General features: G+C 39.4%; 29 protein-coding genes. 26 read left to right on the forward strand and 3 right to left on the reverse strand.

Features of this window, described 5'->3' with window-relative positions; all coding sequences use genetic code 11:
• Nucleotides 1–83: 83 nt before the first annotated feature.
• The 4 genes from ACZ11_RS21735 to ACZ11_RS21750 all read left to right on the forward strand — a co-directional run bounded on the left by ACZ11_RS21735 (nucleotide 84) and on the right by ACZ11_RS21750 (nucleotide 3,901).
• Nucleotides 84–1,268: an acetyl-CoA C-acetyltransferase gene (locus tag ACZ11_RS21735; protein ID WP_049668610.1), complete on the forward strand. Its 1,185-nt coding sequence runs from the start codon at nucleotides 84–86 to the stop codon at nucleotides 1,266–1,268.
• A 23-nt stretch (nucleotides 1,269–1,291) separates the two neighbouring features.
• Nucleotides 1,292–1,558, forward strand: a complete 267-nt coding sequence (locus ACZ11_RS21740) for a YqkE family protein (RefSeq protein ID WP_049668611.1) — start codon at nucleotides 1,292–1,294, stop codon at nucleotides 1,556–1,558.
• Between the two features lie 274 nt (nucleotides 1,559–1,832).
• Entirely contained in the window at nucleotides 1,833–2,336 is a 504-nt protein-coding gene (locus ACZ11_RS21745) for a GNAT family N-acetyltransferase (protein WP_049668612.1), read from the forward strand.
• Nucleotides 2,337–2,992: 656 nt separating this feature from the next.
• A complete protein-coding gene (locus tag ACZ11_RS21750) occupies nucleotides 2,993–3,901 on the forward strand; it encodes an alpha/beta fold hydrolase (RefSeq protein ID WP_049668759.1) in 909 nt (302 codons plus the stop codon).
• Between the two features lie 202 nt (nucleotides 3,902–4,103).
• Here ACZ11_RS21750 and ACZ11_RS21755 read toward each other — a convergent pair whose 3' ends face one another.
• Together ACZ11_RS21755 and ACZ11_RS21760 are read right to left on the reverse strand one after the other, a co-directional pair.
• Nucleotides 4,104–4,574: a VanZ family protein gene (locus ACZ11_RS21755; protein ID WP_049668613.1), complete on the reverse strand. Its 471-nt coding sequence runs from the start codon at nucleotides 4,572–4,574 to the stop codon at nucleotides 4,104–4,106.
• Complete coding sequence (locus tag ACZ11_RS21760; RefSeq protein WP_049668614.1) at nucleotides 4,571–5,470, reverse strand: aldo/keto reductase; 900 nt, start codon at nucleotides 5,468–5,470, stop codon at nucleotides 4,571–4,573. Before ACZ11_RS21760 ends, ACZ11_RS21755 begins: the two co-directional genes overlap by 4 nt.
• Before the next feature lie 76 nt (nucleotides 5,471–5,546).
• Between ACZ11_RS21760 and ACZ11_RS21765 the strand changes: the two genes are divergently transcribed.
• From ACZ11_RS21765 to ACZ11_RS21835, 15 genes are all read left to right on the forward strand, one after another.
• Nucleotides 5,547–6,083, forward strand: coding sequence for an NUDIX domain-containing protein (locus tag ACZ11_RS21765; protein ID WP_049668615.1), 537 nt, complete (start codon nucleotides 5,547–5,549; stop codon nucleotides 6,081–6,083).
• 73 nt (nucleotides 6,084–6,156) lie between these two features.
• The gene (locus ACZ11_RS21770; RefSeq protein WP_049668616.1) at nucleotides 6,157–6,669 is read left to right on the forward strand and encodes a hypothetical protein; all 513 of its coding nucleotides are present in this window, start codon (nucleotides 6,157–6,159) and stop codon (nucleotides 6,667–6,669) included.
• Nucleotides 6,670–6,794: 125 nt separating this feature from the next.
• Complete coding sequence (fur, locus tag ACZ11_RS21775) at nucleotides 6,795–7,259, forward strand: ferric iron uptake transcriptional regulator (protein WP_049668617.1); 465 nt, start codon at nucleotides 6,795–6,797, stop codon at nucleotides 7,257–7,259.
• 147 nt (nucleotides 7,260–7,406) lie between these two features.
• Nucleotides 7,407–8,309, forward strand: a complete 903-nt coding sequence (gene xerD, locus ACZ11_RS21780; protein WP_049668618.1) for a site-specific tyrosine recombinase XerD — start codon at nucleotides 7,407–7,409, stop codon at nucleotides 8,307–8,309.
• A gap of 85 nt (nucleotides 8,310–8,394) precedes the next feature.
• Nucleotides 8,395–9,576: a phosphopentomutase gene (gene deoB / locus ACZ11_RS21785; protein ID WP_049668619.1), complete on the forward strand. Its 1,182-nt coding sequence runs from the start codon at nucleotides 8,395–8,397 to the stop codon at nucleotides 9,574–9,576.
• Between the two features lie 14 nt (nucleotides 9,577–9,590).
• The gene (locus ACZ11_RS21790; RefSeq protein WP_049668620.1) at nucleotides 9,591–10,841 is read left to right on the forward strand and encodes a thymidine phosphorylase; all 1,251 of its coding nucleotides are present in this window, start codon (nucleotides 9,591–9,593) and stop codon (nucleotides 10,839–10,841) included.
• A 93-nt stretch (nucleotides 10,842–10,934) separates the two neighbouring features.
• The gene (locus ACZ11_RS21795) at nucleotides 10,935–11,120 is read left to right on the forward strand and encodes a hypothetical protein (protein ID WP_049668621.1); all 186 of its coding nucleotides are present in this window, start codon (nucleotides 10,935–10,937) and stop codon (nucleotides 11,118–11,120) included.
• A gap of 43 nt (nucleotides 11,121–11,163) precedes the next feature.
• Nucleotides 11,164–11,349 (forward strand): hypothetical protein, encoded by a 186-nt coding sequence (locus ACZ11_RS21800; RefSeq protein ID WP_049668622.1) that lies wholly within the window; start codon nucleotides 11,164–11,166, stop codon nucleotides 11,347–11,349.
• Nucleotides 11,330–11,569, forward strand: a complete 240-nt coding sequence (locus ACZ11_RS26730) for a hypothetical protein (protein ID WP_049668623.1) — start codon at nucleotides 11,330–11,332, stop codon at nucleotides 11,567–11,569. Before ACZ11_RS21800 ends, ACZ11_RS26730 begins: the two co-directional genes overlap by 20 nt.
• Nucleotides 11,570–12,038: 469 nt before the next feature.
• The gene (gene spoIIAA, locus ACZ11_RS21810) at nucleotides 12,039–12,392 is read left to right on the forward strand and encodes an anti-sigma F factor antagonist (protein WP_049668624.1); all 354 of its coding nucleotides are present in this window, start codon (nucleotides 12,039–12,041) and stop codon (nucleotides 12,390–12,392) included.
• The gene (gene spoIIAB / locus ACZ11_RS21815; RefSeq protein WP_049668625.1) at nucleotides 12,385–12,825 is read left to right on the forward strand and encodes an anti-sigma F factor; all 441 of its coding nucleotides are present in this window, start codon (nucleotides 12,385–12,387) and stop codon (nucleotides 12,823–12,825) included. Before spoIIAA ends, spoIIAB begins: the two co-directional genes overlap by 8 nt.
• 9 nt (nucleotides 12,826–12,834) lie before the next feature.
• On the forward strand, nucleotides 12,835–13,626 hold the full coding sequence (gene sigF / locus ACZ11_RS21820) for an RNA polymerase sporulation sigma factor SigF (RefSeq protein WP_049668626.1): 792 nt from the start codon (nucleotides 12,835–12,837) through the stop codon (nucleotides 13,624–13,626).
• Between the two features lie 15 nt (nucleotides 13,627–13,641).
• Nucleotides 13,642–15,084: a spore germination protein gene (locus ACZ11_RS21825; RefSeq protein ID WP_049668627.1), complete on the forward strand. Its 1,443-nt coding sequence runs from the start codon at nucleotides 13,642–13,644 to the stop codon at nucleotides 15,082–15,084.
• 258 nt (nucleotides 15,085–15,342) lie between these two features.
• A complete protein-coding gene (gene lysA / locus ACZ11_RS21830) occupies nucleotides 15,343–16,662 on the forward strand; it encodes a diaminopimelate decarboxylase (RefSeq protein ID WP_049668628.1) in 1,320 nt (439 codons plus the stop codon).
• Nucleotides 16,663–16,861: 199 nt separating this feature from the next.
• Complete coding sequence (locus ACZ11_RS21835; protein ID WP_049668629.1) at nucleotides 16,862–17,236, forward strand: GNAT family N-acetyltransferase; 375 nt, start codon at nucleotides 16,862–16,864, stop codon at nucleotides 17,234–17,236.
• Here ACZ11_RS21835 and ACZ11_RS21840 read toward each other — a convergent pair.
• A complete protein-coding gene (locus ACZ11_RS21840) occupies nucleotides 17,230–17,736 on the reverse strand; it encodes a DUF309 domain-containing protein (protein WP_049668630.1) in 507 nt (168 codons plus the stop codon). The genes ACZ11_RS21835 and ACZ11_RS21840 overlap by 7 nt on opposite strands.
• Before the next feature lie 56 nt (nucleotides 17,737–17,792).
• Between ACZ11_RS21840 and ACZ11_RS21845 the strand changes: the two genes are divergently transcribed.
• The 7 genes from ACZ11_RS21845 (at nucleotide 17,793) to ccsB (ending at nucleotide 25,472) form a co-directional block, all read left to right on the forward strand.
• Complete coding sequence (locus ACZ11_RS21845; protein WP_049668631.1) at nucleotides 17,793–18,572, forward strand: segregation/condensation protein A; 780 nt, start codon at nucleotides 17,793–17,795, stop codon at nucleotides 18,570–18,572.
• Nucleotides 18,544–19,137 carry an SMC-Scp complex subunit ScpB gene (scpB, locus tag ACZ11_RS21850; protein WP_049668632.1) on the forward strand — a complete coding sequence of 198 codons (594 nt, stop codon included), beginning with the start codon at nucleotides 18,544–18,546 and terminating at the stop codon, nucleotides 19,135–19,137. The genes ACZ11_RS21845 and scpB overlap by 29 nt, the downstream gene beginning before the upstream one ends.
• An 86-nt stretch (nucleotides 19,138–19,223) precedes the next feature.
• Complete coding sequence (locus ACZ11_RS21855; RefSeq protein WP_053093240.1) at nucleotides 19,224–20,294, forward strand: D-alanyl-D-alanine carboxypeptidase family protein; 1,071 nt, start codon at nucleotides 19,224–19,226, stop codon at nucleotides 20,292–20,294.
• Between the two features lie 696 nt (nucleotides 20,295–20,990).
• Nucleotides 20,991–21,722 (forward strand): pseudouridine synthase, encoded by a 732-nt coding sequence (locus ACZ11_RS21860; protein WP_049668633.1) that lies wholly within the window; start codon nucleotides 20,991–20,993, stop codon nucleotides 21,720–21,722.
• Between the two features lie 354 nt (nucleotides 21,723–22,076).
• Nucleotides 22,077–22,610: a thiol-disulfide oxidoreductase ResA gene (gene resA / locus ACZ11_RS21865; RefSeq protein ID WP_049668634.1), complete on the forward strand. Its 534-nt coding sequence runs from the start codon at nucleotides 22,077–22,079 to the stop codon at nucleotides 22,608–22,610.
• Nucleotides 22,611–22,623: 13 nt separating this feature from the next.
• Entirely contained in the window at nucleotides 22,624–24,288 is a 1,665-nt protein-coding gene (resB, locus tag ACZ11_RS21870) for a cytochrome c biogenesis protein ResB (protein ID WP_049668635.1), read from the forward strand.
• Nucleotides 24,285–25,472: a c-type cytochrome biogenesis protein CcsB gene (gene ccsB, locus ACZ11_RS21875; RefSeq protein WP_049668636.1), complete on the forward strand. Its 1,188-nt coding sequence runs from the start codon at nucleotides 24,285–24,287 to the stop codon at nucleotides 25,470–25,472. The genes resB and ccsB overlap by 4 nt, the downstream gene beginning before the upstream one ends.
• Nucleotides 25,473–25,614 lie beyond the last annotated feature (142 nt).

Here is a 25,614-nt window from a genome sequence, read left to right on the forward strand (position 1 = left end):
AAATATTTGTTAAAATAGATATATCTGCTAGTAGCATATGCATGCAGTGTTCATTTTTGAACGGGGAAAAGGGGAGAATGTTTATGACGAAAGAGGTAGTAATAGTAAGTGCTGTACGTACAGCACTTGGTTCATTCCAAGGAACATTAAAGGACGTACCAGCGACAAAATTAGGGAGTATTGTTATTAAAGAAGCATTAGCACGTGCTGGTGTAGTAGGTGAACAAGTTGACGAGGTCATTATGGGGAATGTCTTATCGGCTGGACTTGGGCAAAATCCAGCTCGTCAAGCAGCGATTGCAGCAGGCTTACCACATGAAGTATCTGCATTAACGATTAATAAAGTTTGTGGCTCAGGTCTAAAAGCAGTTCACTTAGCGACACAAGCTATTTTAGCTGGTGATGCAGATATTGTCGTTGCAGGTGGCTTTGAAAATATGAGCCAGGCACCATATGTATTAAAAAATGCACGAGAAGGCTTCCGCATGGGGGATCAAAAAGTAGTCGATACGATGATTCATGACGGATTATGGTGTGCTTTCAATGACTATCATATGGGCATTACTGCGGAAAATTTATGTGATGTCTATGAGATTTCTCGAGAGGAGCAAGATGCCTTTGCAGCACGTTCACAGCAGCGTGCAGAAGCGGCGATTGCAGCAGGGAAGTTTAACGATGAAATTGTAGCGGTGGAAATTCCGCAGCGCAAGGGCGATCCAATTATATTTGATAAAGATGAATTCCCTCGTCAAGGCGTTACAGCTGAGTCTCTATCTAAACTACGTCCAGCCTTTAAAAAGGATGGCTCTGTAACAGCAGCAAATGCATCTGGAATTAACGATGGTGCAGCGGCTGTCGTTGTTATGTCGAAAGAAAAAGCGGAAGAGTTAGGCATTCGTCCAACCGCACAAATTACAGCAAATGCGAGTGCGGGTGTAGACCCAGCTATTATGGGAACTGGCCCTGTAACAGCAGTAAAAAAAGCATTAGCAAAGGCTGATGTAACATTAGATAATATAGATTTAATTGAAGCGAATGAAGCTTTTGCAGCTCAATCTATTGCTGTAGATCGCGAATTAGGCTTTAATCATGATAAACTAAATGTGAACGGGGGAGCAATTGCTCTTGGCCACCCAATTGGTGCAAGTGGAGCGCGTGTTTTAGTAACGCTTTTACATGAGATGGAAAAGCGTGATGCAAAAACAGGTCTCGCAACACTATGTATCGGTGGTGGACAAGGTGTGGCTACTGTAGTCAAGCGCCCTTGAAGTGAATAAGAAGGTGAAGTGCAATGGGAAAGAAACGAAAACAGCAGCAACGCGTGGATAGTAGCGTAACAGCTAGTCTACCAAGGCAGGAGGCAGTTACATTAGCCGATCAATTAGGCGGTGACGTGCTTGCTAAATTAAAAGCGGCAAAGCAAGATTTAACAGTGAAAGAGCAGGCCGCAGAAGAAGAGCGCCAAGCAAAGCTAGCCTTTGAGCGCAAGCAACGTGAAAAAAACAAATCGTTTGAAGAACTACTAAACGAATACGGCGATAAAGGCTCAAAATTCTAAAGAGAAACAGTGAATCCAAATGTGGATTCACTGTTTTTATGTTTTATCGGAAAGATTTCGAGATTTATCGGAACAATTTTATGTTTTATCGGAAAGATTCTAAGATTTATCGGAAAGATTTTTGTTTTTATCGGAACATTTAGTTGTGAAGAAATGATGATTTACATTATATTCCTTGAGTGATAAAATTAATCATCTTTAAAAACAGGAGACGCTGCCAATACATATATCTCTTAATAATAGTTTAGTTACTATCTATGATAGGAGAGAAAAAATGATTGAATTAAGCACTAAAAGATTAAGACTAATCCCATTAAATGCAAAGTATTTAGACATACTAATCAATGATGAACAGTCATTGGCAAAAGAGTTATCAGTAAGTAGTAAAGAAGCTTTTCTTGATGAAGAACTAAGACAAGCTTTGAAGTTTAGACTATCGAAAGTATTAGAAAATGAACAAAATTATATTTGGTACACGAATTGGTTAATCGTATCGAAAGAAGAAAACTGTATCGTTGGGGGCATTATGTTAAAAGGTCTACCGAATGAACAGGGTGAAGTCGTAATCGGATACTATACATTCCCACAATATCAGGGAAAGGGATACATGACGGAAACTGTTAGGATGATGAAAGATTGGTTACTACGTCAATCTAAAGTTAAGTACGTGATTGCCGATACTGATAAAAAAAATATTGCCTCGCATAAAGTGTTACGAAAAGCAGGGGCAACATTATATTCAGAATCTGAAGAACTATATTTTTGGAGATTCGTATAACATCAAATAAAAGACAAAGGGCGCTTTAATAAAACACTTAAATGTGCAACATTATAAAACGTTATTTTTAAGCTGAACTAATTTTGAAAGTAGTTCAGCTTTTATTTGTGTTTAAAGATAGAAGTTTCGTTATTTTACAAATAGGGGTCAAAATGATTACCATGTCAAACCTGAAAAGACTAGAGAAAGAATTTCCAGAAGTAGATGTACAACAAGGTTAATTTCGTTGATGAAGGAAAAAGAAAGTAGAGATTGATGCTAGTGCATCTATCCCAAGTTGACCAACGATCATCATACCAAAAACTTGTCCTATAGATTGTAGGACACTCGCTAGGAAAGAAACGCATTCATTGTTTTAATCGCCATTTTACTATTTTCATTCATTAATGTATTCATTTACATTTTAGCTAGATTTATAAATTTTATTTTTTCGTTTCTCTAAGCGATTGAATTTGTTTCAATTGCTTATTTTTTTATGTATCAACGCATTTTTTGAATAAATAAGCAAACGTAAATTAAAAACGTTTGATTTTCAATAAACAAAACAATATAATGTTTGTATTAATATCAGATGTCAGACTGCGGCGGTCGAGGATTCGCGCCTTCTGCTTATGAAAGAACTTCCGATACCAAAATAAAAGGAGGAGAACATGATTATGAACATCCTAAAAGTCAACGACGTCGATTTGGCCTATGACAGTTTCGGTAACGAAAATGACGAGGCTATTATCCTAATTGCCGGGCTTGGAACCCAGATGATCCGATGGACGGATTCGTTTTGTAAGATATTAGCAGCGGGGGGCTTTCGCGTAATCCGCTTTGACAATCGCGACGTAGGTTGCTCGACGCATTTTAGCCATTATCCGACGCTGGATTTTGACGCACTGGCGACTGCTCTCATGTCGGGACAGCGACCTGACATACCTTACACTCTCGATGACATGTCCAACGACGCTATCGGACTGCTCGATGCTCTATCAATTGACCGAGCACATTTCGTTGGCAGGTCGATGGGCGGAATGATCGCTCAGATTGCGGCCAGTGAGTACCCTGAACGGGTTTTATCACTCACCTCCATTATGTCCAGTTCTGGTAATCCCGCCCTTCCGCAGACTTCCCCAGATCTTATGGCGATGATGACTAAACCGGCGCCGAACCCATTTGAGGATGAAGCAGGATTTTTGGCGCACAGTCTCTCTTTTGCCAAACGCATCGCCGGCAGCGGCTATCCGTTTGAAGAGGGTGCTTATCGTGCGCTCATTCTGGAGGAAGTCCAGCGAGCCTACGATCCGGGCAGTGTCGGACGACAAATTGCTGCTATGGCTGTCTCTGGTGACCGTCGACCGCGGCTGGCGACTATAAAAGTACCAGTACTTGTCATTCATGGGGTGGACGATCCCTTGTTCGTCCCGGCGTGTGGCAAAGACACAGCTTCTGCCATCCCGGACGCCGAGCTAATGTTGGTTGACGGCATGGGACACGACCTGCCGCACCAACTGTACAAAGTAATCGCTAGTGGCATAGAGCGAACAGCTCGACGCAATTTACACGTGCTTCCTGAATAGCAACCGTGGAGCCTCAGTAGGCGCCACTGCACAAATTGTACCTTATATTAAGCCAGAAAAATAACGAGTAGAGATCAGGATTACACAAATAAAAGCTGAACTAATACCAAAATTAGTTCAGCTTAAAAATAACGTATTATAATGTTGCGGTATAGGATACTAATCTATTAAGTGCATTACTTTAACTCTTTTTAATAATTTTTTAAAGCGCCCTTTGTCTTTTGAAAATTTTCTTCACCAACACTACAATCCCAACAAAAACAATCGCTCCAGCTGTATCCAAAATAATATCCTGTCCGCTCATCGTGCGTCCTGGTGTAAAGCTTTGACGAATTTCATCAAGTGTGGCTATAAGAGCTGTCCCGCCAATAGCGGCACCTGCGGCGAACCGACGTTTTCCCCATGCAAAGTAAATACCAAGTGCAATGCAGCCGAATCCAACAAAATGCGTTAATTTCCGAATTAAAAATTCTACAAACTTAAAGTAACCGCGTTCTTCAACAGAAACAACTGTGTCCCAATAAGGAATTTTTAAAACGGATAATTGCTTTTCAAACGGTTTATTTGCTAATACTTGCTCCAATTCAGGAATAATAGACTGCTGTTCATAGGTCATGCTAGAGGAAATCGCAAGTACTACTAAAAATGCTATTAAAATAAGCCATTTTTTCATCGGTGATCCATATATTGTTCGATTTTTGTTAGCTCATTCGCTGCTTTAAAATCTGTTATCGAATTAATTTTTTCATAGGCAGTAAGAGTTTGCGCCAGCTGTTCCTGTGAGCTTGCACCAATCACTGTTGAAGCTATAGTAGGTTCCTTTAGATTATAGGCGATTGCAAGTGCATGTAAATCGTCATAATGTGATGATAAGCCGGATAATACTGCTGTTAATTCGTCCGCTGTATATGTGTTAAAGCCATTGACACGCTGTAAACGTTCTTTCCAGCTATTTGTTAGTAAACCTTTTGCAACAGTCCCACGTGTTACAACGGAAGTCCCTTCACAAGCGATAAAGTCGAGCCATTCTTCTGGTCGACGGTCTAATGCACTATATTGCATCATGACACTTTTTGCAGAGCTTGCTGGTAAATAACGCTTTATTACATTTGGTCGAATAGAGGAAATGCCATATTCTCGAATCAATCCATCCTTTTTCAAATCTTCAAAAGTGTCGATAATTCCATCCCAGTCGTCCTCAATAGTCCCACCGTGTAACTGATAAACATCAATATAGTCTGTTCCTAGTCGTTTTAAGCTAGCATGTAGAGCTTCCTTTATATAAGGCGGAGATGCATCCCAATGCCAACCTTCTACACCTTTTGTCCATCGATTACCAACTTTCGTAGCGACTATAACATCCTGTCGACGCTTCCCTAAAATAGCCCCAATAATTTCTTCATTTGATCCAAAATCATATAAATCGGCTGTATCGATGTAATTAATGCCAGCATCTAGTGCCATATCAACGATTTCAGCAGCCTTTTTCTTATCTGTCGAAAGAGACATGCCCCCTAAACTAATTTCTGAAATTAACAATTCACTTGAGCCAAGCTGTCTTTTTTTCATGCCAATGCCCTCCTTCGATTTCTCTACATGTAATGGTACAATGAACATATCTGAAGAACAAGCGAGGTTATAGTCAATGAAAAAGTTTGAAGAAAAAACGACAAAGACTACACCCATTTATGACGGGAAAATTGTGAAACTACAAGTTGATGATGTCACTTTACCGAATGGTAATGTTGCAAAAAGGGAGATTATTAAGCATCCAGGCGCAGTTGCGGTTATAGCTGTTACCGATGAAGGCAAATTAGTATTAGTGGAGCAATATCGCAAAGCTTTAGAACGTTCAATTATTGAAATTCCAGCTGGTAAGCTTGAACCAGGTGAGGAACCAATTGTGACCGCGCGCCGTGAATTAGAGGAAGAAACAGGTTACGGTGCACAATGCTTAACTTATTTACAAGCGTTTGCAACATCCCCAGGCTTCGCAGATGAGGTCATTCATCTATTTGTGGCAAAGGATTTATATAAAATTGAAAATAAGGCAGATCTAGATGAGGATGAATTTGTCGAATTATTAGAAGTTTCGTTGGAAGAGGCACAACAAATGGTTGCAGATGAGCGTATATACGACGCCAAGACAGCGTTTGCAGTACTTTGGTTTGCTGCACAATAAGATAATAATCTTTAGCATAATAGAAGCGGACGAGCATAAGCTGTACAAACCTTGATAGAAAAGGAGCATGTTTATGTCTCGTACGGTGTCTATTTTTTATCACGCATCCATCATTGCTGTGAGTTTCGTTTGTGGCGTTATCTTATTTCATATTATTGGTGGGCCGAATGCAGAGCCTTTTATTTCATTTATAGAGCCTCGTTTAACAAATGGGGACAGGCATTCTCTATTTCGTTTAGTGTTACCTGTTGCTGTTTCAATAGCTCTTGTACTATTGCTTGCAACACATAGTGTCCTAAAGGTTCTAGTACGTGTAACAGTGGCGATACGTGCAACCTTTTTTGGCTTTAGCTCGGTTTTTTTATTACAAAAGCTTGAAGCTTTCTGGGTTTATACGATTTGGTGGTTTCCATTTCAGCTTATCTATTGTATATTGTTGCTAGCCCTATGCAATTTACTTGTACCAGCTTGGTCAAAGAGAAAAATCGGGAAAATGATAAATGGTCGGACAATTTTGTTGAATTTTATCGCATTTTTCATCATAATAGTGGCTGAGTTTATTGTTATTTCTTATGTATTAAATTGATAGATACAATTCACGAAAATCTAACATTAGGTAAAAACATACAAAAGCATATTTGAAATCTACTCACTATCTTGTAATAGGATTTACTCCTTTGGTATAATGGAAAGAGTTTAGGGGGGCGTCACATGGAGAGCCGAATTGATCGTATAAAAAAACAGTTGCATAGTGCTAGTTATAAGCTGACGCCGCAGCGAGAAGCAACAGTTGCTGTACTGCTTGAGCACGAGGAAGACCACCTAAGTGCAGAAGATGTTTACCTTTTAGTAAAAGAAAAGGCACCAGAAATTGGTCTTGCTACTGTCTATAGAACGTTAGAGTTACTAACTGAGCTCAAAGTTGTCGACAAAATCAACTTTGGCGATGGCGTTTCGCGCTATGATTTACGCCAAGAGGGCGCTGCGCATTTCCACCATCATCTTGTTTGTATCGAATGTGGTGCGGTTGATGAAATTCAAGAAGATTTACTTGAAGATGTGGAAGCCGTTGTTGAAAAACGTTGGAACTTTATCATAAAGGATCACCGACTAACTTTCCACGGCATTTGCTGGCGCTGTCATGATAAAAACGACGAGTCGAATGAAGAAAAATAACGAGAAACTGTCTGTTTAATCTTAAGTTATAGATTGAATCGGGCAGTTTTTTGTTTTATTTAAAATTAGAATTATAAGGGGACGTTTTAGCACAATTCCAATACCCGTGCTAAAATAGAGAATAATTGACAGTAAGGGGGCGCTGTGATGAATGAATTTCAATATGCAATAGAGGATTATATCCATTTTATACAAGTAGAACGACAATTATCCGATAATACATTAGCATCCTATCGCCGAGACTTAGAAAATTACGTGAATTTTTTGCGGGAAGTAGAGGGAATGTCTGATTTTCGTAAAGTGGAAAGGACGACCATTTTACGTCATTTAGAGCAGTTGCGTATGCAAGGAAAGACAAGTCGTACTGTTGCCCGCCATATCTCCTCCATTCGCAGTTTCCATCAATTTTTACTTCGAGAAAAGCGAGCAGAAACAGATCCGACAGTCCATTTAGAAATGCCGGCCATTGAGCAAAAGCTACCAAATGTCCTCTCTATAGAAGAAATAGAAGCTTTATTAGTGGCACCAAATCGCAGCAAACCACAAGGTATTCGGGATGTGGCGATGCTAGAGCTATTATATGGGTCTGGGATGCGTATTAGTGAGCTGATTGCATTAGATCTAGCTGATATTCACTTAACGATGGGCTTTGTACGCGTTTTTGGCAAGGGAGGCAAGGAGCGTATCATTCCCCTTGGAAAAAGCGCTCTTTCGGCATTAAGTACTTATTTAGATGGCGCACGTAGTCAATTACAAGGGAAATCTCCAAAAACAGAAGCTTTTTTTATTAATCAAAGGGGAAAACGTTTAACAAGGCAAGGTTGTTGGAAATTAATGAAGGAGCACGCTTTAAAAGCGGGCATCCAACATGAATTAACGCCACATACATTACGTCATTCCTTTGCAACACATTTAGTGGAAAACGGTGCGGATTTACGAGCAGTACAAGAGATGCTTGGACATGCCGATATTTCCACAACTCAAATTTATACACATATTAGTAAATCCCGACTATCAGAGGTTTATAAGCAATTTCATCCACGTGCTTAAGAGAGAAATTTATTAGTCGGAGGTCTGACCTTTATTTTTCGCTGTTTTTTGGTAAAATAGAGTCAAGAGATTAGGAGGCAAAATTATGAATAAACCATTTGAAAAAATCCATGTAGTAGTATTGGACTCAGTTGGAATTGGTGAAGCTCCAGACGCAGCGAATTTTGGAGATGTAGGTTCACATACTCTTGGACATATCGCTGAAAAAATGAATGGGCTTACAATGCCGCATATGGAGTCTTTCGGCTTAGCAAATATTGAACAGTTACAAGGTATGCAAGCTACTGATAAACCAAAAGCATACTACGGTAAAATGCAAGAAGCATCTGTTGGTAAAGATACTATGACAGGGCACTGGGAAATCATGGGGTTAAATATTGATAAACCGTTTAAAGTGTATCCAGAAGGTTTCCCTGCTGAGCTAATCGCAGAGCTGGAAAAACGTACAGGTCGCAAAGTACTTTGCAATGATCCTGCAAGTGGAACACAAGTAATCGAGGACTTCGGCAAGGAGCATATGGAGACAGGAGCGATTATTGTCTATACATCTGCTGACCCTGTTTTGCAAATTGCTGCACATGAAGAAATTATTCCATTAGAAGAATTATATAAAATTTGTGAAATTGCTCGTGAGCTAACATTACAACCAGAATATTTAGTTGGCCGTGTTATTGCTCGTCCATTTGTCGGTACACCAGGAAACTTCTCACGTACATCTAATCGTCATGACTATGCGTTAAAGCCATTTGGTCGCACAACGATGAATGTCTTAAAGGATGCAGGTTTAGATGTTATAGCAATCGGAAAGATCTCTGATATTTTCAACGGTGAAGGCGTAACTGATGCAGTACGTACGAAAAATAATACGGATGGTATGGATAAGTTTGCAGAAGTAGTGCGTCGTGATTTCCATGGTATAAGCTTCTTAAACTTAGTGGACTTTGATGCGAATTTTGGACATCGTCGTGACCCTCTAGGTTATGGTAACGCACTACAAGAATTTGATGCACGTTTACCAGAAATTACTGAGGCAATGACAGAAGATGATCTACTAATCATTACGGCGGACCATGGTAATGATCCAACATTCCCTGGGACAGACCATACACGTGAATATGTACCGTTGATTGTCTATTCACCACGCTTTAATGGTGGTAGCGAGCTAGCACTACGTGAAACTTTTGCAGATATTGCAGCAACAGTTGCTGAAAACTTCAAAGTAGAAGCACCAGAGTTTGGTAAAAGCTTCTTAAAAGATCTGAAGTAAGGGGGATTATCGATATGAATATGGCGCAATTATTTGAAAAGAAAAAGCAAGGCAAGGAGCTAACACAGGCTGAAATTCAGTACTTTGTAGAGGGTTACACTACTGGTACAATTCCTGATTATCAAGCAAGCTCCCTACTAATGGCAATCCGTTTATTGGGTATGACATATGATGAAACATTTTATTTAACAAAAGCAATGATAGAATCTGGAGATGTTATTGATTTATCATCTATCGAAGGTTTTAAAATTGATAAACACTCGACAGGCGGTGTAGGCGATAAAGTCACACTAATTGTTACTCCAATAATTGCTGCACTAGATATTCCAGTGGCGAAATTTAGTGGTAAGGGTCTAGGCATTACAGGCGGTACAATCGATAAATTAGAATCGATTCGTGGCGTTAAAACAGAGCTTTCATCACAAGAATTTATCGACAATGTCAATAAACATAAAATTGCAGTGGCTGGTCAAACGGGTAATCTTGTACCAGCTGACAAAAAATTATATGCGTTGCGAGATGTGACGGGTACTGTCGATTCCATTCCACTTATTGCCGCGTCTATCATGAGTAAGAAAATCGCAAGTGGTGCAGACGGCATTGTACTCGATGTCAAGTGTGGCTCAGGTGCATTTATGAAAACAGAAGAAGAAGCGCAGGTTTTAGCTGATACGATGACTGCAATCGGTGAAAAGCTAGGGCGTAAAGTAGTTGCACATATTAGTGATATGGATAATCCATTAGGTAAAATGATTGGCAACAAGCTTGAAGTAGTAGAAGCATTTGCTTTATTAAGTGGACGTATGGATGAAACACATGAGGATCTGCTTGAGGAATGTATTATTATTTCATCGCTTATGTACCAAGTTGCAGCAGGAGTAAATGAGACTGAAGCAACAGCTGCTGTTAAACGAGTATTAGAAGATGGTTCAGCTGCTGCAAAATTTGAGGAATTCATCGTAGCACAAGGTGGCGATTTAGCGGATATCGTGCAAAATGACACAGCAAATAAAGTAGCTATCAAAGCACCTACTGAAGGCACTGTAGGGACGATTAATGCATTATTAATCGGAGAAGCTAGCGTTGGTCTTGGTGCAGGTCGATTAACTAAAGAATCTGAGCTTGATTATGATGCTGGTATTCAATTGATTGCCAAAAAAGGCGATCATGTTCGTGCTGACGAGACGATTGCATATTTATATTCAAATCGCCAAATCGATCAGGAAACAATCGAAAAAGTACTAAAGGCTTATACAATTGCATAATTAATACGAAGCGAGAACTCTCTTTAACAAAGGGGGTTCTCGCTTTTTTTTGTTCTAAAAAGCGGAAGTTGAAGTGATGGAAAGGAGGTTTTTGTGGCGGAGAGGAGAGTCGAAGTAACGGAAAGTAGAGCTAGAGCGACGGGAAGAAGAGCCAAAGTGACGGAAGGAAAAGCTCAAGTGACGGAAAGAAGAGCCATAGCGACGGAAAGGAAAGCTAGAGCGACGGGAAGAAGAGCCAGAGTGACGGAAAGAAGAGCCATAGCGACGGAAGGAAGTTAGAGCGACGGAAAGATGAGCCATAGCAACGGAAGGAAGAGCCAGAGTGACGGAAGGAAGAGCCAGAGTGACGGAAAGAAGAGCCAGAGTGACGGAAGGAAAAGCCAAAGCGACGGAAGGAAGAGCCAGAGTGACGGAAAGAAAAGCCAAAGCGACGGAAGGAAGAGTCGAAGTGACGGAAGGAAGAGCTGACGCGACGGAAAGAAGGCAAAGTGACGGAAGGAAAAGCTAAAGCGACGGAAGGAAGAGTCAAAGCGACGGAAGGAAGAGTCAAAGCGACGGATAGAGCAGCCAAAACCGTGGATAGAACCGACAAAGCGACGGATAGAGCAGCCAAAATCGTGGATAGAACCGACAAAGTGACGGATAGAGCGGCCAAAATCGTGGATAGAACCGACAAAGTGACGGATAGAGTAGCCAAAATCGTGGATAGAACACAAAGCGACGGATAGAGCGGCCAAAATCGTGGATAGAACCGACAACGTGACGGATAGAGTAGCCAAAATCGGGGATAGAACACAAAGCGACGGATAGAGCGGCCAAAATCGTGGATAGAACCGACAAAGTGACGGATAGAGCAGCCAAAATCGTGGATAGAACACAAAGCGACGAAAAGAAAAGCCGAAGCGTCGGATTGAATCACCAAATAGACGGATAGACTTTGTAATAAGAAAGGAGTTCTTTGTGCAAGCACGAAGCCTCTGAACGCAATTATGCCTCGGCATAATTGATCATCATAATAATTCTTGTAAAAAATGCCTGGCACGTTTAAAAAATGTTGATTTATCCCATACTGCATTTAACCTAAAAAGCTATAAATATGTCGATTTGACACTATTTCGGAAGACTTTGCACTAGTTCTGTCAGCCGCAAGGAATCACCATATTGAATGTGGAATTGCACGAGGAGGAGGCGATGTTCATGCATTTTCAATTAGAAATGGTAACAAAAGAGACAGTAGTTATACGTTTATATGGGGAGCTCGATCATCATGCAGTAGAGCAAATTCGAGCTAAAATTTCTACAGCAATTTTTCAAGGCGCTGTAACGACCATTATTTGGAACTTAGAGGGGCTTTCTTTTATGGATAGTTCAGGTGTAGGTTTAGTGCTTGGTCGGATGCGTGAGTTAGAGGCAGTCGCCGGACGAACAATATTATTGAATCCATCGCCGACAATGCGAAAAGTATTTCAATTTTCAGGTTTAGGGCCGTGGATGATGGATGGAACTGAAGAAGAAGCGATTGATCGAGTTAGGGGGATTGTAAATGGATAACGAAATGACATTAACTTTTTTAGCACTTAGTGAAAATGAAGCCTTAGCGCGTGTAGCGGTGACAGGTTTTATCGCACAATTAGATCCAACGATTGATGAGCTATCCGAATTTAAAACGGTTGTCTCAGAGGCTGTTTCTAATGCTATTATTCACGGTTATGAAGAGAATGGTAAAGGCGTTGTTACAGTTCATGCAAAACGTGAGGATGATATTGTAACTGTGTCTGTTTTGGATAAAGGTATCGGTATTGAGGATGTAAGCCAAGCGATGGAGCCGTTATTTACGACGAAAAGTGCGATGGAACGTTCAGGTATGGGCTTTACCATTATGGATAGTTTTTCAGATCAATTGACCGTAATGTCCAAGTGGCAAGAAGGTACAACTGTCACGTTTACGAAGAAATTTTACTCGGTTCGCACACCGGTAATGTGAGGCTGCCACTTGAAGCCGCTAGAACAGTCGTCCGATAAGCTATTGTCACAGGGAGAAATGCGAGATTTAATTGCACGTGCACAGCAGGGCGATCATGAGGCTCGTAAACGAATGATTGAAGGGAATACGAGGCTTGTGTGGTCTATCGTCCAACGCTTTACAAGCAGGGGCGTGGAGCTCGAGGATTTATTTCAAATTGGCTGCATAGGGCTCATGAAGTCTGTGGATAAATTCGATCTAACGTATGATGTTAAATTTTCGACATATGCTGTACCAATGATCATTGGAGAAATTCAGCGCTTTTTACGGGATGATGGCATGGTGAAGGTTAGTCGATCTATTCGTGAGCTTAATTTTAAAATTCGTCATGCAACTGATGAATTCATTAAAAAAAATGAGCATCCACCAACCATTCATGAATTAGCACAGATTCTTGGTGTCACATCTGAGGAAATTGTAACAGCTTCTGATGCATTAAGAGATCCTGCTTCCTTGCATGAACAATTGTATGAGAGCGAAGGGGATTCTATTACATTAATGGATCAGATGAAGGACGAAAAATCTGAGCAGCCATTTGACTATATACCACTAAAAGAGGTGCTCACAAGACTTGAGCCCAGAGAGCAATCCATTATTTATTTACGATATTTCTCAGATTGTACCCAAACTGAAATTGCTAACAGGTTAGGTATATCACAAGTTCAGGTATCACGATTAGAGAAAAAAATTCTTGCTCAATTAAAAAATTGGATGGCCACAAGTGCCACAGTTGAAGAGGAAGAAGTAAAAAAAGACATCTAAGAAAATGGTGACAGCATGACAGAAAAACTATTTAACAACTTAGAAGAAGCCGAAAATTTTCTTAAAGAACAATTTGGTGACGGCGAATCATTTGACGTTAGTATTAAGCATGTATTTGTCAAAGATTTGCCGGTTCTTTGCGCATATATAAGCGGACTTGTGGATGGAATAGTGTTAACACAATTACTCTCTAACATGTTGCCTGATGAGGACATTGATATTGAGGATGAAAAGGAGTATTTTGAAGCCTATTTCAATTACCAAGGCCGTTCTGAGGAAACCAAACGTGAAGCCATTTTATTATCAATATTAAGTGGACAAGTAGCCTTTGTAACTAAAAGTGGTTATGGCTTTGTTGCAGAGATTCGAAGTTATCCAGGACGTTCACCAGAGGAGCCTGACAATGAAAAGGTAATTCGAGGATCTAGGGACGGTTTTGTTGAAGGTATTTCACAAAATGTTGCTTTGATTCGTCGGCGAATTCGCAATAGTAATTTACGTTTCGAGCTACATAAAATATCCGAAATCGGTCAAACCGATGTTGCGCTAGCGTTTATAAAGGGTATTGCGAGTGATGAAACGCTCGATAAATTGCGACAGCGTATGGGACAAATTAATCATGATGGTTTGACTATGACTGATAAATCACTAGAGGAATGGCTGTTTAAACAGAAGTTTCATCCAGTTCCTTTTGTACGTTATACGGAACGACCAGATATTACCGCGGCGCATTTACTTGAGGGGCATATAGCCATTGTTGTCGATACGTCTCCTTCTGTCATTATCGTGCCAGCAACGGCCTTTCATTTACTGCAGCATGCTGAGGAGTATAGGCAGGCACCATCAATCGGAACCTTCGTCCGTTTTATGCGCTATTTTGGAGTAATTACGGGTTTATTATTATTGCCTTTGTGGTATTTATTTGCAACGCACGGGATACATTTACCCGATGAGTTATCCTTTTTAGGGGCAAAGAAAAAATCACATATCCCGCTTTTACTACAAGTACTTATTGGAGATATTGGGATAGAATTTTTGAGGATGGCCGCCATTCATACCCCATCACCATTATCCACTGCGATGGGGTTGGTTGCGGGTATAACTATTGGTCAGATTGCTATTGATGTAGGGGTATTCTCGCCAGAAGTAGTGTTATATACAGCCATTTCAGCTATTCTGACCTTTATAATTCCGTCTTATGAACTGGGTATCTCCGTTAAACTCTTTAGAATATTGTTGTTAATAGTGACTGGAATTTGGGGAGTTAATGGGTTATTTATTGGGTTCTTTATATTATTTACGTATTTATGTTCATTACGTCCGATGCAAGCGCCTTATTTATGGCCACTTATTCCGTTCTTTCCAAATGCGATGCTTCGCGTACTTGTCCGTTTCCCAATGACAGCAGATGCATTAAGACCTTATGTAGTCGATTCCGAACATCGAAAAAGATCATAGGAGCCATTGCACTCGTTTTTTTCATGTGATAAAGTTCACATATAGTATTTTGTGATTTTTGCGAAAATTGTCTTTATTCATCAAAAGGGTTTACCACGAGAAGGTGTTGGCACAAATGTGATATTTGCTCTCGTGTACGGTTCGAACCCTTGTTGAATGAAGCGTTACCTCTAAAAAGAATAGTAGCAATACTACATTTTAAAATTTAGGTGCAATTTTTATCACAAGATGGAACGATGTGAAAAGGGAGAGATGCACATGCATTTATATGGAACACAAGCGATTTCTGAAGATGGTCATTTAACGATTGGACAGGTAGATACATTAGAGCTTGCAAAAGAGTATGGTACACCTTTATTTGTGTATGATACAGCGCTTATTCGTAAGCGTGCACGTGGCTTTATTGATACGTTTAAAAAACTAGGTGTAAAAGCAGAAGTAGCTTATGCTTCAAAAGCATTTGCATGTGTAGCAGTGTACCAATTAGCGGCAGAAGAAAGTCTATCTTTAGATGTGGTCTCTGGTGGAGAATTATTTACAGCTTTAAAAGCTGGTTTCCCTGCCGAGCGCATTCATTTCCATGGTAATAATAAGAGTATTTCAGAATTAGAATTAGCATTTGACTCGAAAATCGGTTGTATTGTCGTGGATAATTTTTATGAAATTCAACTTTTACAAGAAATTTCAGAGCGCCGTCAACAAAAAATGCGTATTCTACTACGTGTCACACCAGGCGTTGAGGCACATACGCATGATTTCATTACGACAGGTCAAGCGGATTCTAAATTTGGCTTCGACTTAAATAATGGTCAAGCAGATGAAGCTTTCCAACAAACTTTTAACCATGAATACTTAGAGCTTCTAGGATTACACTGCCATATTGGCTCACAAATTTTTGACACAGCGGGCTTTGGCTTAGCGGGAGAAAAACTAATTGATAAGATTTCTGATTGGAAGAAGACTCACGATTTTACATGTACTGTGTTAAACTTAGGAGGGGGCTTCGGAATTCGTTATACTGAGGAAGATGCACCGCTTGAGCCACAAGTATATGTAGAGGATATGATTACAGTTGTCAAGAACAAAGCGACTGTACTAGGTCTAACTATGCCGGAAATTTGGATTGAACCAGGGCGATCACTTGTAGGCGATGCAGGAACATCTCTTTATACAATTGGTTCACAAAAAACAGTACCTAATGTTCGTAAATATATTGCTGTGGATGGTGGTATGAGTGATAATATCCGTCCAGCATTATATGATGCGAAGTACGAGGCGGTCATTGCAAGTAAAGTAAATGAATCAAAAAGTGAAACATATACAGTGGCTGGTAAACTTTGTGAATCTGGCGATAAATTAATTATTGATGCTAAGCTTCAGGAAGCAGCTTCTGGTGATGTGCTAGCAATCTTCTGTACTGGTGCGTATGGATATTCGATGGCGAGTAACTATAATCGTGTGCCACGACCAGCAGTTGTATTTGTAGAGAATGGCAAGCATCAATTAGCAATTCGACGCGAAAGTTATGAAGATATTGTACAAAACGATCTCCCGCTAACGTTAAAAAAGGGTGAGTAAATATGAGAAAAAACAAATGGGTATTACTAGCGTCCATTTCAACTTTTATTTTGTTGTGGGGCGTTGTCTATTGGGTATTGGCGTCTAAAGGTATTCTCGGACCTGGTTCGTAAGACAGAAATTGACTTGCGGTAAAAGTACAAATCGTGTAGGATAATCAAAGATTATGTACAGCTAGAAAAAGAGGGAATAGACAAATATGTTAATTCGATATAAAAAAGCTTTCGAGAAAATAGCAATGGGGCTACTCTCGTTTATGCCTAACGAAAAAGACATAAAAAAGCTCAAAGAGACAATCCACTCCTATGAAAATGATGATAATTGGGTTTTATATTTATGGAAAAAGAACGATGAGTATATAGGCATTGTTGGACTTGTAACAGACAGTAATAGTATGGCTACGATTCAACATGTATCCGTTGTCCCTTCTTATAGAGGTGAGGGTGTTGCGAAGGAAATGCTACAGGAAGTAGCAGATCTGGGCCAGTATGAAAGTGTGCGTGCAACAGAGGAAACGCGTAATATTGTTCAAAAATGTATAAATTGTATCGATGAAGAAGCAGACGATCATTGACGTCTGCTTTTTCTTTGTTTGCTTTCTTGACGCTCTGCAAGAATATGTGAGCGATCTCGAAGCATATGTTTATGAAGAAGATAGTTAGAGTCACTTGGTGGTAAAATCTGTATGCGAGCGAATGTTAATTCCTCTAGTATGGGTGAAAGAGGAAGTTGGAATGCTTGAAAGGACTTGCCCTTTTGGATAGCAGAAAGTGAATCTGTTAGTTGTGTTAGTAGTATTTCGTAGTCGATTTCGTCAAAAAAGATGTGGCCCATATTATGTTGAAAATTATGGAGCGCTTTTTCTAAGATTCGCGCAGCGCCAGTAAAATTGTCACGTCGCCAATGATATAAACCTGTTGCGAGCTGTACGTAACCAACGAGAGGGTGCTCTTTATCACCGGGAGCAATTTCCTTCCAGTATTCCTCAAGAACTTCATGGCATTCAAAAAAATCTTGATTACCATTAAAAAAAGCACAATAGTCGATAAATAAAGTGTGATGCTGTGGATGCATTTTGGACTCCTTTCTACTATACTAAAAAGAACATAGAATCTCAGGGTGGTAAAACAATGTCTTATGAAGTAAAATTAGAAGCCTTTTCAGGGCCTCTTGATTTATTATTGCATTTAATTCACAGATTGGAAATTGATATTTATGATATCCCAATGGCTGAAATTACTCAACAATATATCGACCATATACATGCAATGCAGGTACTGGAGTTAAATGAGGCTAGTGAATATTTAGTGATGGCTGCAACATTATTAGCTATTAAAAGTCGTATGCTCTTGCCGATTCATGAAGGTGAGCTTGAAGATGCCGAATTAGAAGTCGACGGCCCAGACCCTCGTGAAGAACTGGTGCAACGTTTAATAGAGTATAAGAAATATAAAGAAGCAGCGAGTAGCCTGCAAGAACTTGAAACAGATCGTGCACAGGTATTTACACGGCCTCCAGCAGATTTATCAGAGTTAGCATCGGATGAGCAAATGGCGTTATTTGATTTGAACGTCAACATCTATGACATGCTTGGAGCCTTTCAAAAACTGATGCGTCGAAAAAAATTAAAGAAACCGCTAAAGACAACTGTAGCGAGACAAGAACGCTCGGTGAAAGACCAAATGCGTTCGGTTGTCGATTCATTACGAACTACAGGTGGACGTGCATCATTTTCCGAGCTTTTCCCCTATGAAGATAAGCCAACGCTTATTCTGACGTTTTTATCTCTTCTTGAACTGATGAAACGTCAGGTCGTCATCGTAGAGCAAGACGGTAACTTTGAAGAATTAACAGTTACTTTACAGAAGGAGGAATGGGATGATGACGAAAACATTTATGCTACAGAGTAGAATAGAAGCCTTATTATTTGTTGTTGGAGACGACGGCTTAACCATTAAGCAATTGTCACAACTTTTAGGCGAACCAGAAGAGTTAGTCGTACAAACAATGGAAATGTTGAAAAAAACATATGAAGAAGATTCAGCAAGAGGCCTTGCTATAAAAGAAATAGCTGGGGTTTATCAGCTTATAACAAAATCTGATCTAGCAGAAACCATTCAAAGATTAGTAGAAAATCCAACTGCTCAATCATTATCGCAAGCCTCGCTTGAGGTATTGGCTATTGTGGCATACAAACAGCCAATTACACGTGTAGCAATTGAAGATTTACGTGGTGTGAAATGTGAAAGACCAATTCAAACGCTTGTTTCTAGAGGGTTAATTAAGGAAGTTGGTCGCTCGGAAGGGACAGGACGTGCAATTTTATATGGTACTACAAAGGAATTCTTAAACTACTTTGGTTTGAATAGTATAGAAGAAATGCCGCCTTTACCTGAAGAAGAGTTAGTAGAAGCAGAGCAAGAAACAGATTTATTTATGACCAAATTCCAAGAAACCTTTAGTGGAGTAAAGTAAATAAACAAGATTTAAAGGTATATTACTTAGCTTGAAACATAAATATAATCTATATTTTCCTATTACTTTTAATAAGGAGTGGCTCGTTGCTTCGGTTAGTACGTTTAATATTGTTCATGACAGTCGTGGTAATGTTAATGCTTCCTCAAACCAGTTTTGCACGGGGTGGCAGTGGATATGCTGTTTTAGATGGTGATACGGGCCGTGTATTATTTGCATCAAATAGTGATGCACGGTTACCAATTGCTAGCTTAACAAAAATTTGGACAGCACTCGTTGCTATTGAAAATAGCAATCTTCAAGATGAAGTAGTTATTTCACCGAGGGCTTCAACGGCAGAGGGCTCGTCAATTTACTTGCAGTCAGGTGAAAAAGTTACGGTAGAAACACTGTTATATGGTTTGATGCTTCGCTCAGGGAATGACGCAGCAACAGCTTTAGCAGAGCACGCCGGCGGATCAGTAGAAGGGTTTGTAAAGTTAATGAATGAGCGGGCTGTTGTTGCTGGTCTCACAAATACAGTATTTATGAACCCGTCTGGCTTGCACCATGATGAGCACTTGTCGTCAGCAAGGGATACTGCTGAAATGTTAAGGATTGCTCTCCAAAATAAAACTTTCAAGAAGATTGCATCCACAGTTCTTTATCGTGCCAATACTGAAAACGGGATGTTATGGGAAAATAAACACCGTCTATTACGAGAAGGGTCAGGGACTGCCATCGAAATAGGCGATGAGACACAACAACCTGTTAATGCATTAAAATCGGCAAAAGGTTCAGCATTTGCCGGAAAAACAGGCTTTACAAAGGTAGCTGGTCGGACCCTTGCAACCGCCTTCCAAAAGGACGGGCAAACCTGTATTGTCGTCACTTTGAATGAATCCGATGACTGGAATGTACATCGGGGTTTAGCCAACAAGGTTTGGCAAGAATACAGCCTTGAAACAGTGGTGAAAAAAGGTAAATATAAAGTCAATAAAAACCTTTCCATTCGTTTAGAGGAACCAATTCTTTTGCAATTAAATAAAGAAGAAAAAGAAAGTGTAAGGCAAGTGTTGCATGTTTCTAGAAAACGTAAGGAAGGTGTACTGTCCATCTTTCTCGGTGAAGAGCGTATTTATGCAGTGCCAGTAAAAGTTGAATCAGTGGATCGTTAAAAGCGATTCTCTGATTTTTTTTGTTTATCACTTAAGTGAGAGGATTTTAATAAAATTGGATCATCATCAAAAGTTAGGGATGACATTTGTTAAAAAGTATGCAATTTAATTTTAGAGTGAAGGCTGGGCGACAAAATAAAGTAAAAAGATTCACACACAGTTTTTGTGTGTGAATCTTTTTTTGCTCGATGAAAGGTGGATGTCGATAAAATTTAGAAGTTGGTCGATAAAATATGAAAGCTGGTCGATAAAACTCAAAAGTTGGTCGATAAAACGTAAAAGTGATCCGATAAAATTCAAAAGTTGGAAGACATCCTGTTGTTGCTGCCGCTACGTTGCACTATGCTTTCGCACATTCAAAACACGTTGCTGCCGCTTCGCTTTCGTGCAAAAAACATCTGCCGCCACAAGCGACTCACCCGACGCCCTCAGGAAAGCCCCCAGCCCGAGCGGAAACCAACCCCGCGTTACGGTGAAAGCCTCTAAAAATCAAGTGTAAATTATCCAGAAACTAGTCGATGAAAATTATTTCAAATAATTTAATTACTTATGCATAATTAGTTTTTCTTTAATAATGTATAAAAGTATGACATAATTTTCACAGATTAGCGGGAAAAATAACCTTATTCCTAATGTGTGAATGAGGTTTAAAGTTTGGTGTCAAAACCAACGTGAATGAAAACTAGAGGTGAAAGAATGGAAAGATTACAAAAGGTCATTGCGTATGCCGGAGTGGCGTCTAGGCGTAAGGCAGAACAAATGATTTTAGAAGGTAAAGTTAAAGTGAACGGAGTCGTAGTTCGTGAGTTAGGTACAAAGGTTTCCAACTCAGATACGATAGAAGTAGAAGGCGTGAAGCTTGAGAAAGAGGATAAGGTTTATTATTTACTATATAAACCACGTGGAACGATTTCGGCTGTAACAGACGACAAAGGACGCAAAACTGTCACAGATTTATTTAAGCATATTCCACAACGAATTTTCCCAGTTGGCCGTCTCGACTATGATACATCTGGCTTATTGCTATTGACAAATGATGGCGAATTTTCTTATATGCTGACGCATCCGAAGTTTAAAATCGACAAAACATATATTGCTCGTGTTAAAGGTATTCCAACGATTGAAGGTTTAAAAAAGCTTCAACGAGGAATTAAGTTAGAAGATGGCAAAACAGCTCCTGCAATGGTTAGTATGACTTCATTTGATGAGAAGGCAGGTAAAGCAATCTGTGAAATTACGATCCACGAAGGTCGAAATCGTCAAGTGCGTCGCATGTTCGAGGCGATCGGTACTCCAGTTGTTAAACTAAAACGTGAACGCTTTGCCTTTTTAGATTTATTCGGACTAGCTCCAGGGGAATACCGTGAATTAACAAAACATGAAGTGAAGCAATTGCGAGTGTTAGCGGAGACAGGAAAAATCGGATAAATGAGTAATTACTAAGAGAAAGTGAAATACTACTATGTGCAATAGTAATGTTTTCACTTTCTTATTAGTGAAATCGTTCATAAATCATTCATAATTATTAGCTAAGTGTTTGTGTTTCATTTTGCTATAATAGGTGAGAATAGCTTACCTAAATTTGTTGCATCCTGATGAAATCGTTTCCACGATTTGTAAGGTTGTGTTTGACGCACAAGTGAATGACAAATGTAAAATTTGACAAACATGTAAATGTCGTAAAAAAAGAAACAGTAAAATCTATACATATGAATGTTTGTATGAAAAGCTTAGCGTCAGTGGGAGTTACTCTAAGCCGTAATTGATAGGGGGTTTATTAACTTGGAGAAAAAGAAAAAACGTCTCGTCATTCGTACCATTATTTTAGCAGTCTTAGTATTAGCAATTGGTTACACGGTATACGGAACAGCGACAAAGGATAAGGTAGAGTTATTAGCAGTAGGCTCTCAAGCACCAGACTTCACGTTAGTAGATTTAAACGGCGAGAAACATAAGTTATCTGATTATAAAGGGCAGGGAGTGTTTTTGAACTTCTGGGGAACTTGGTGTAAGCCGTGTGAAAAGGAAATGCCTGCAATGGACCGTCAGTATAAAGTTTACAAAGATCAGGGAGTACAAACGTTGGCGGTTAATATTGCACAAACAGATTTTGAAGTACAGAATTTTGTCGATAGACACGAATTAACGTTCCCGGTAGTTATTGACAAAACGAAAAGCGTAATGACTGCTTACAATGTAGGTAATTTACCTGCAACTCTCCTTATTGACCCAGATGGTAAAGTAGCCAAAATTATTACTGGTGAATTGACGGAGGAAAAAATTGCTTCGTACATGGAATTAGTGAAACCGAAATAAGGAGTAAATGACTATGGAAAACATCATTTGTGCTTGTGGTCATAGTAACCCATATGGCACGAAGCTTTGTGAGAAATGTGGTCGTCCTTTAACTGAGGAAGGTAAACAAACAAAAGTTGTTGATATGCGTTACGATGGTACGGCGATTCGATCAAAAACGTATAATAAAACAATCATCGATAAAATTTGGAATTTCTTCTCGAATGTAAAAGTGGGTATTGCCCTAATTATTATCACGTTGGTCTCAGCGTCAATCGGAACAATATTACCGCAAGAGATGTATGTTAATGCCCCGGAACCTAGTAAAGCGGAGTATTATGAGAAAGTGTATGGCTTCTTTGGCAAACTCTATAACAGTTTAGGACTTTCTAATTTGTATAGCACTTGGTGGTTCCAAATTTTAGTGGGTATGCTTGCGATATCCATTATTGTTGCGAGTTTAGACCGTGGGTTACCATTGCATAAGTCTCTAAAAAATCAACGCGTTAAACGTCATGAAAGTTTCATGAAGCGTCAACGTATCATTGGGGAAGGACAAGTGTCAAACCCTGATGAAACGTTAGATAAAGTTGAGCAAAAAATGACTGAATTAAAATATCACGTTCGTCGTGATGGAAGTGCGCTGTTAGCAGAGCGCGGTCGTTTTGCTCGGTACGGCCCATACATAAACCATGTCGGTCTCATTATCTTTTTAGCAGGTGTTATGTTGCGCTTAGTACCTGGTTTTTATGTGGATGAGACGATTTGGATCCGCGAAGGTGAGACACGAGCTATACCGGGGATGGATGGCTATTTTATTAAAAATAATAAATTCATTTTGGAAACCCATGGCGATCAGCCTCAGGACGAGCAAACAAACCAAGGTGTAAATGCTAAGGCGAAAAACTATCAAACAGACGTCACACTATACAAACAACCTGAAGGAGCTATTCCTGGGGATATAGACAATCTTGAAAAATTGAGAGATTACTCTATTCGTGTCAATCACCCGTTAAAAGAAAGCGGTTTTGCGCTTTATCAAATGAATTATCGTCTTAATGAATTGAGACAGATGAATTTTGACTTAGTAAATAAAGCAACAGAAGATGATTCACTTGGTCAAATTGAAATTGATTTAACGAATCCTAAAAAAGAATATGATTTAGGAAATGGTTCTTCAGTACAGATTCTTGTTTATACACCGGATTTTTCTGGTTTTGAAAATGGTGAACCACAGACAAAAACATCAATACCGAATAATCCAGCATTTTTATTTAGAATGATAACACCAGAAACTCCAAAAGGTGAAGTAAGCTTTGTAGAAATCAGGAAGCCACCACTTGAACCACTTGGTGAAAACAAATATAGAATGAAATTCGCAGGAGCAGAGATGCGTAATTCATCAAACTTTACAATTCGTAAGGATAGTACGATACCGATTTTATTTGTCGGCGGTATTATTTTCATGATTGGTGTAGTAATTGGCTCATATTGGAACCACCGACGTTTATGGTTACAGGCGGAACCGGATGGTCGAGTGTTGATGGCTGCCCATGTGAATAAAAATATGTTCAGTATGAAAAAAGATTTAGATACAGTCACAACATTTGCTGGTCTACCACCATATGAAGATCAGTTAGATAAGTCAGAGGATGTCAAGAAATCCACAAAGAAAAAGGAAGGTGACAACACCTTATGAGTTTGATTGACATAAGTGGAAACCTATTATTTGTAGCATTCATAGCCTACCTAGTTGCAACATTATTATTTGGTGGTTCGATAAAACAATCGAATGCAACAGGCAAAAATACCGAAAAATGGGGTAAGGTGGCAATTGGTGTAACAATTATAGGTTTACTTTCACAGCTTGGTTATTTTGTCACTCGTTGGATTTATTCAGGGCATGCACCTGTTAGTAATATGTTTGAATTTACGACTGCGTTCGGAATGTTCATTGTTGGAGCATTCATATTGATTTATTTTATTTATCGCGTGCCAGCTCTAGGCTTAGTAGCATTGCCTGTGGCGATATTAATAATTGCCTATGCGTCGATGTTCCCGAAAGAGGTAAGTCCTTTAGTGCCGTCTTTACAAAGTTACTGGTTAACGATTCATGTTATTACAGCTGCTTTAGGCCAATCAATTTTAGCAATTAGTGCGGTAGCAGGACTAATTTATTTATTAAAAGTAGTTGATTTAAAGAAGCCTTCTAAACAACGTTTCTGGTTAGAAGCGGTAATGTTCTTCCTTGTGGTAGTCGTTGGTTTCGTAGTTGCTACATCAATCTTTAATATGATGGGTTACGATTCAACATATACTTATGTTGATAAAGAGGGTAATGAACGTCAAATTGAATACAAAATGCCGCCACTATTTGGTATGAATGAATATAAGGCAGTGGAAGAACATGGCATGTCTCCGTTAGTAGAAATGCCTGGGCTTATTAATGCGAAGAAATTAACAACAGTTGTTTGGTCATTATTAGTAGGATCAATTTTATACTTATTAATTCGATTAATTGCACGACGTCGAATTAGTGCGATTTTCCAACCTTTTGTCAAACGAGTGAATTTACAATTAGTCGATGAAATCGGTTATCGCTCAGTGTTAATTGGATTCCCAGTATTTACGTTAGGGGCTTTAATCTTTGCAATGATTTGGGCACAACTTGCGTGGAGTCGTTTCTGGGGATGGGATCCGAAGGAAGTGTGGGCACTTATTACGTGGTTATTCTATGCAGCATTCCTACACTTACGTTTATCAAAAGGCTGGGAAGGTGAAAAATCTGCATGGTTAGCATTAATTGGTTTTGGGATTATCTTATTCAACCTAATTGCTGTTAACTTGATTCTTGCAGGTTTACATTCATACGCTTCAGCTTAAACTAATTTGATAAAATAAAAACAGATTAATTTGAGCATATATGAGATTTTTACGTCGCTAGTATTAGAAAGAAGAGCCTTCTTGCTGTGGCAAGGGGGCTTTCTTTTCTTTTCAATATGTGCAGTACCATGTACAATAGAAG

Origin of the sequence: Lysinibacillus xylanilyticus, assembly GCF_001183605.1 — a bacterium.
Taxonomy (GTDB): domain Bacteria; phylum Bacillota; class Bacilli; order Bacillales_A; family Planococcaceae; genus Lysinibacillus; species Lysinibacillus xylanilyticus.

What these genes read in the sequence shown, in the direction of transcription:
- ACZ11_RS21735 (WP_049668610.1), top strand. Translation starts at nt 84, where the DNA reads ATGACGAAAGAGGTAGTAATAGTAAGTGCTGTACGTACAGCACTTGGT.
- ACZ11_RS21740 (WP_049668611.1), top strand. Translation starts at nt 1,292, where the DNA reads ATGGGAAAGAAACGAAAACAGCAGCAACGCGTGGATAGTAGCGTAACA.
- ACZ11_RS21745 (WP_049668612.1), top strand. Translation starts at nt 1,833, where the DNA reads ATGATTGAATTAAGCACTAAAAGATTAAGACTAATCCCATTAAATGCA.
- ACZ11_RS21750 (WP_049668759.1), top strand. Translation starts at nt 2,993, where the DNA reads ATGAACATCCTAAAAGTCAACGACGTCGATTTGGCCTATGACAGTTTC.
- ACZ11_RS21755 (WP_049668613.1), bottom strand. Translation starts at nt 4,574, where the DNA reads ATGAAAAAATGGCTTATTTTAATAGCATTTTTAGTAGTACTTGCGATT.
- ACZ11_RS21760 (WP_049668614.1), bottom strand. Translation starts at nt 5,470, where the DNA reads ATGAAAAAAAGACAGCTTGGCTCAAGTGAATTGTTAATTTCAGAAATT.
- ACZ11_RS21765 (WP_049668615.1), top strand. Translation starts at nt 5,547, where the DNA reads ATGAAAAAGTTTGAAGAAAAAACGACAAAGACTACACCCATTTATGAC.
- ACZ11_RS21770 (WP_049668616.1), top strand. Translation starts at nt 6,157, where the DNA reads ATGTCTCGTACGGTGTCTATTTTTTATCACGCATCCATCATTGCTGTG.
- fur (WP_049668617.1), top strand. Translation starts at nt 6,795, where the DNA reads ATGGAGAGCCGAATTGATCGTATAAAAAAACAGTTGCATAGTGCTAGT.
- xerD (WP_049668618.1), top strand. Translation starts at nt 7,407, where the DNA reads ATGAATGAATTTCAATATGCAATAGAGGATTATATCCATTTTATACAA.
- deoB (WP_049668619.1), top strand. Translation starts at nt 8,395, where the DNA reads ATGAATAAACCATTTGAAAAAATCCATGTAGTAGTATTGGACTCAGTT.
- ACZ11_RS21790 (WP_049668620.1), top strand. Translation starts at nt 9,591, where the DNA reads ATGAATATGGCGCAATTATTTGAAAAGAAAAAGCAAGGCAAGGAGCTA.
- spoIIAA (WP_049668624.1), top strand. Translation starts at nt 12,039, where the DNA reads ATGCATTTTCAATTAGAAATGGTAACAAAAGAGACAGTAGTTATACGT.
- spoIIAB (WP_049668625.1), top strand. Translation starts at nt 12,385, where the DNA reads ATGGATAACGAAATGACATTAACTTTTTTAGCACTTAGTGAAAATGAA.
- ACZ11_RS21825 (WP_049668627.1), top strand. Translation starts at nt 13,642, where the DNA reads ATGACAGAAAAACTATTTAACAACTTAGAAGAAGCCGAAAATTTTCTT.
- lysA (WP_049668628.1), top strand. Translation starts at nt 15,343, where the DNA reads ATGCATTTATATGGAACACAAGCGATTTCTGAAGATGGTCATTTAACG.
- ACZ11_RS21835 (WP_049668629.1), top strand. Translation starts at nt 16,862, where the DNA reads ATGTTAATTCGATATAAAAAAGCTTTCGAGAAAATAGCAATGGGGCTA.
- ACZ11_RS21840 (WP_049668630.1), bottom strand. Translation starts at nt 17,736, where the DNA reads ATGCATCCACAGCATCACACTTTATTTATCGACTATTGTGCTTTTTTT.
- ACZ11_RS21845 (WP_049668631.1), top strand. Translation starts at nt 17,793, where the DNA reads ATGTCTTATGAAGTAAAATTAGAAGCCTTTTCAGGGCCTCTTGATTTA.
- scpB (WP_049668632.1), top strand. Translation starts at nt 18,544, where the DNA reads ATGACGAAAACATTTATGCTACAGAGTAGAATAGAAGCCTTATTATTT.
- ACZ11_RS21860 (WP_049668633.1), top strand. Translation starts at nt 20,991, where the DNA reads ATGGAAAGATTACAAAAGGTCATTGCGTATGCCGGAGTGGCGTCTAGG.
- resB (WP_049668635.1), top strand. Translation starts at nt 22,624, where the DNA reads ATGGAAAACATCATTTGTGCTTGTGGTCATAGTAACCCATATGGCACG.
- ccsB (WP_049668636.1), top strand. Translation starts at nt 24,285, where the DNA reads ATGAGTTTGATTGACATAAGTGGAAACCTATTATTTGTAGCATTCATA.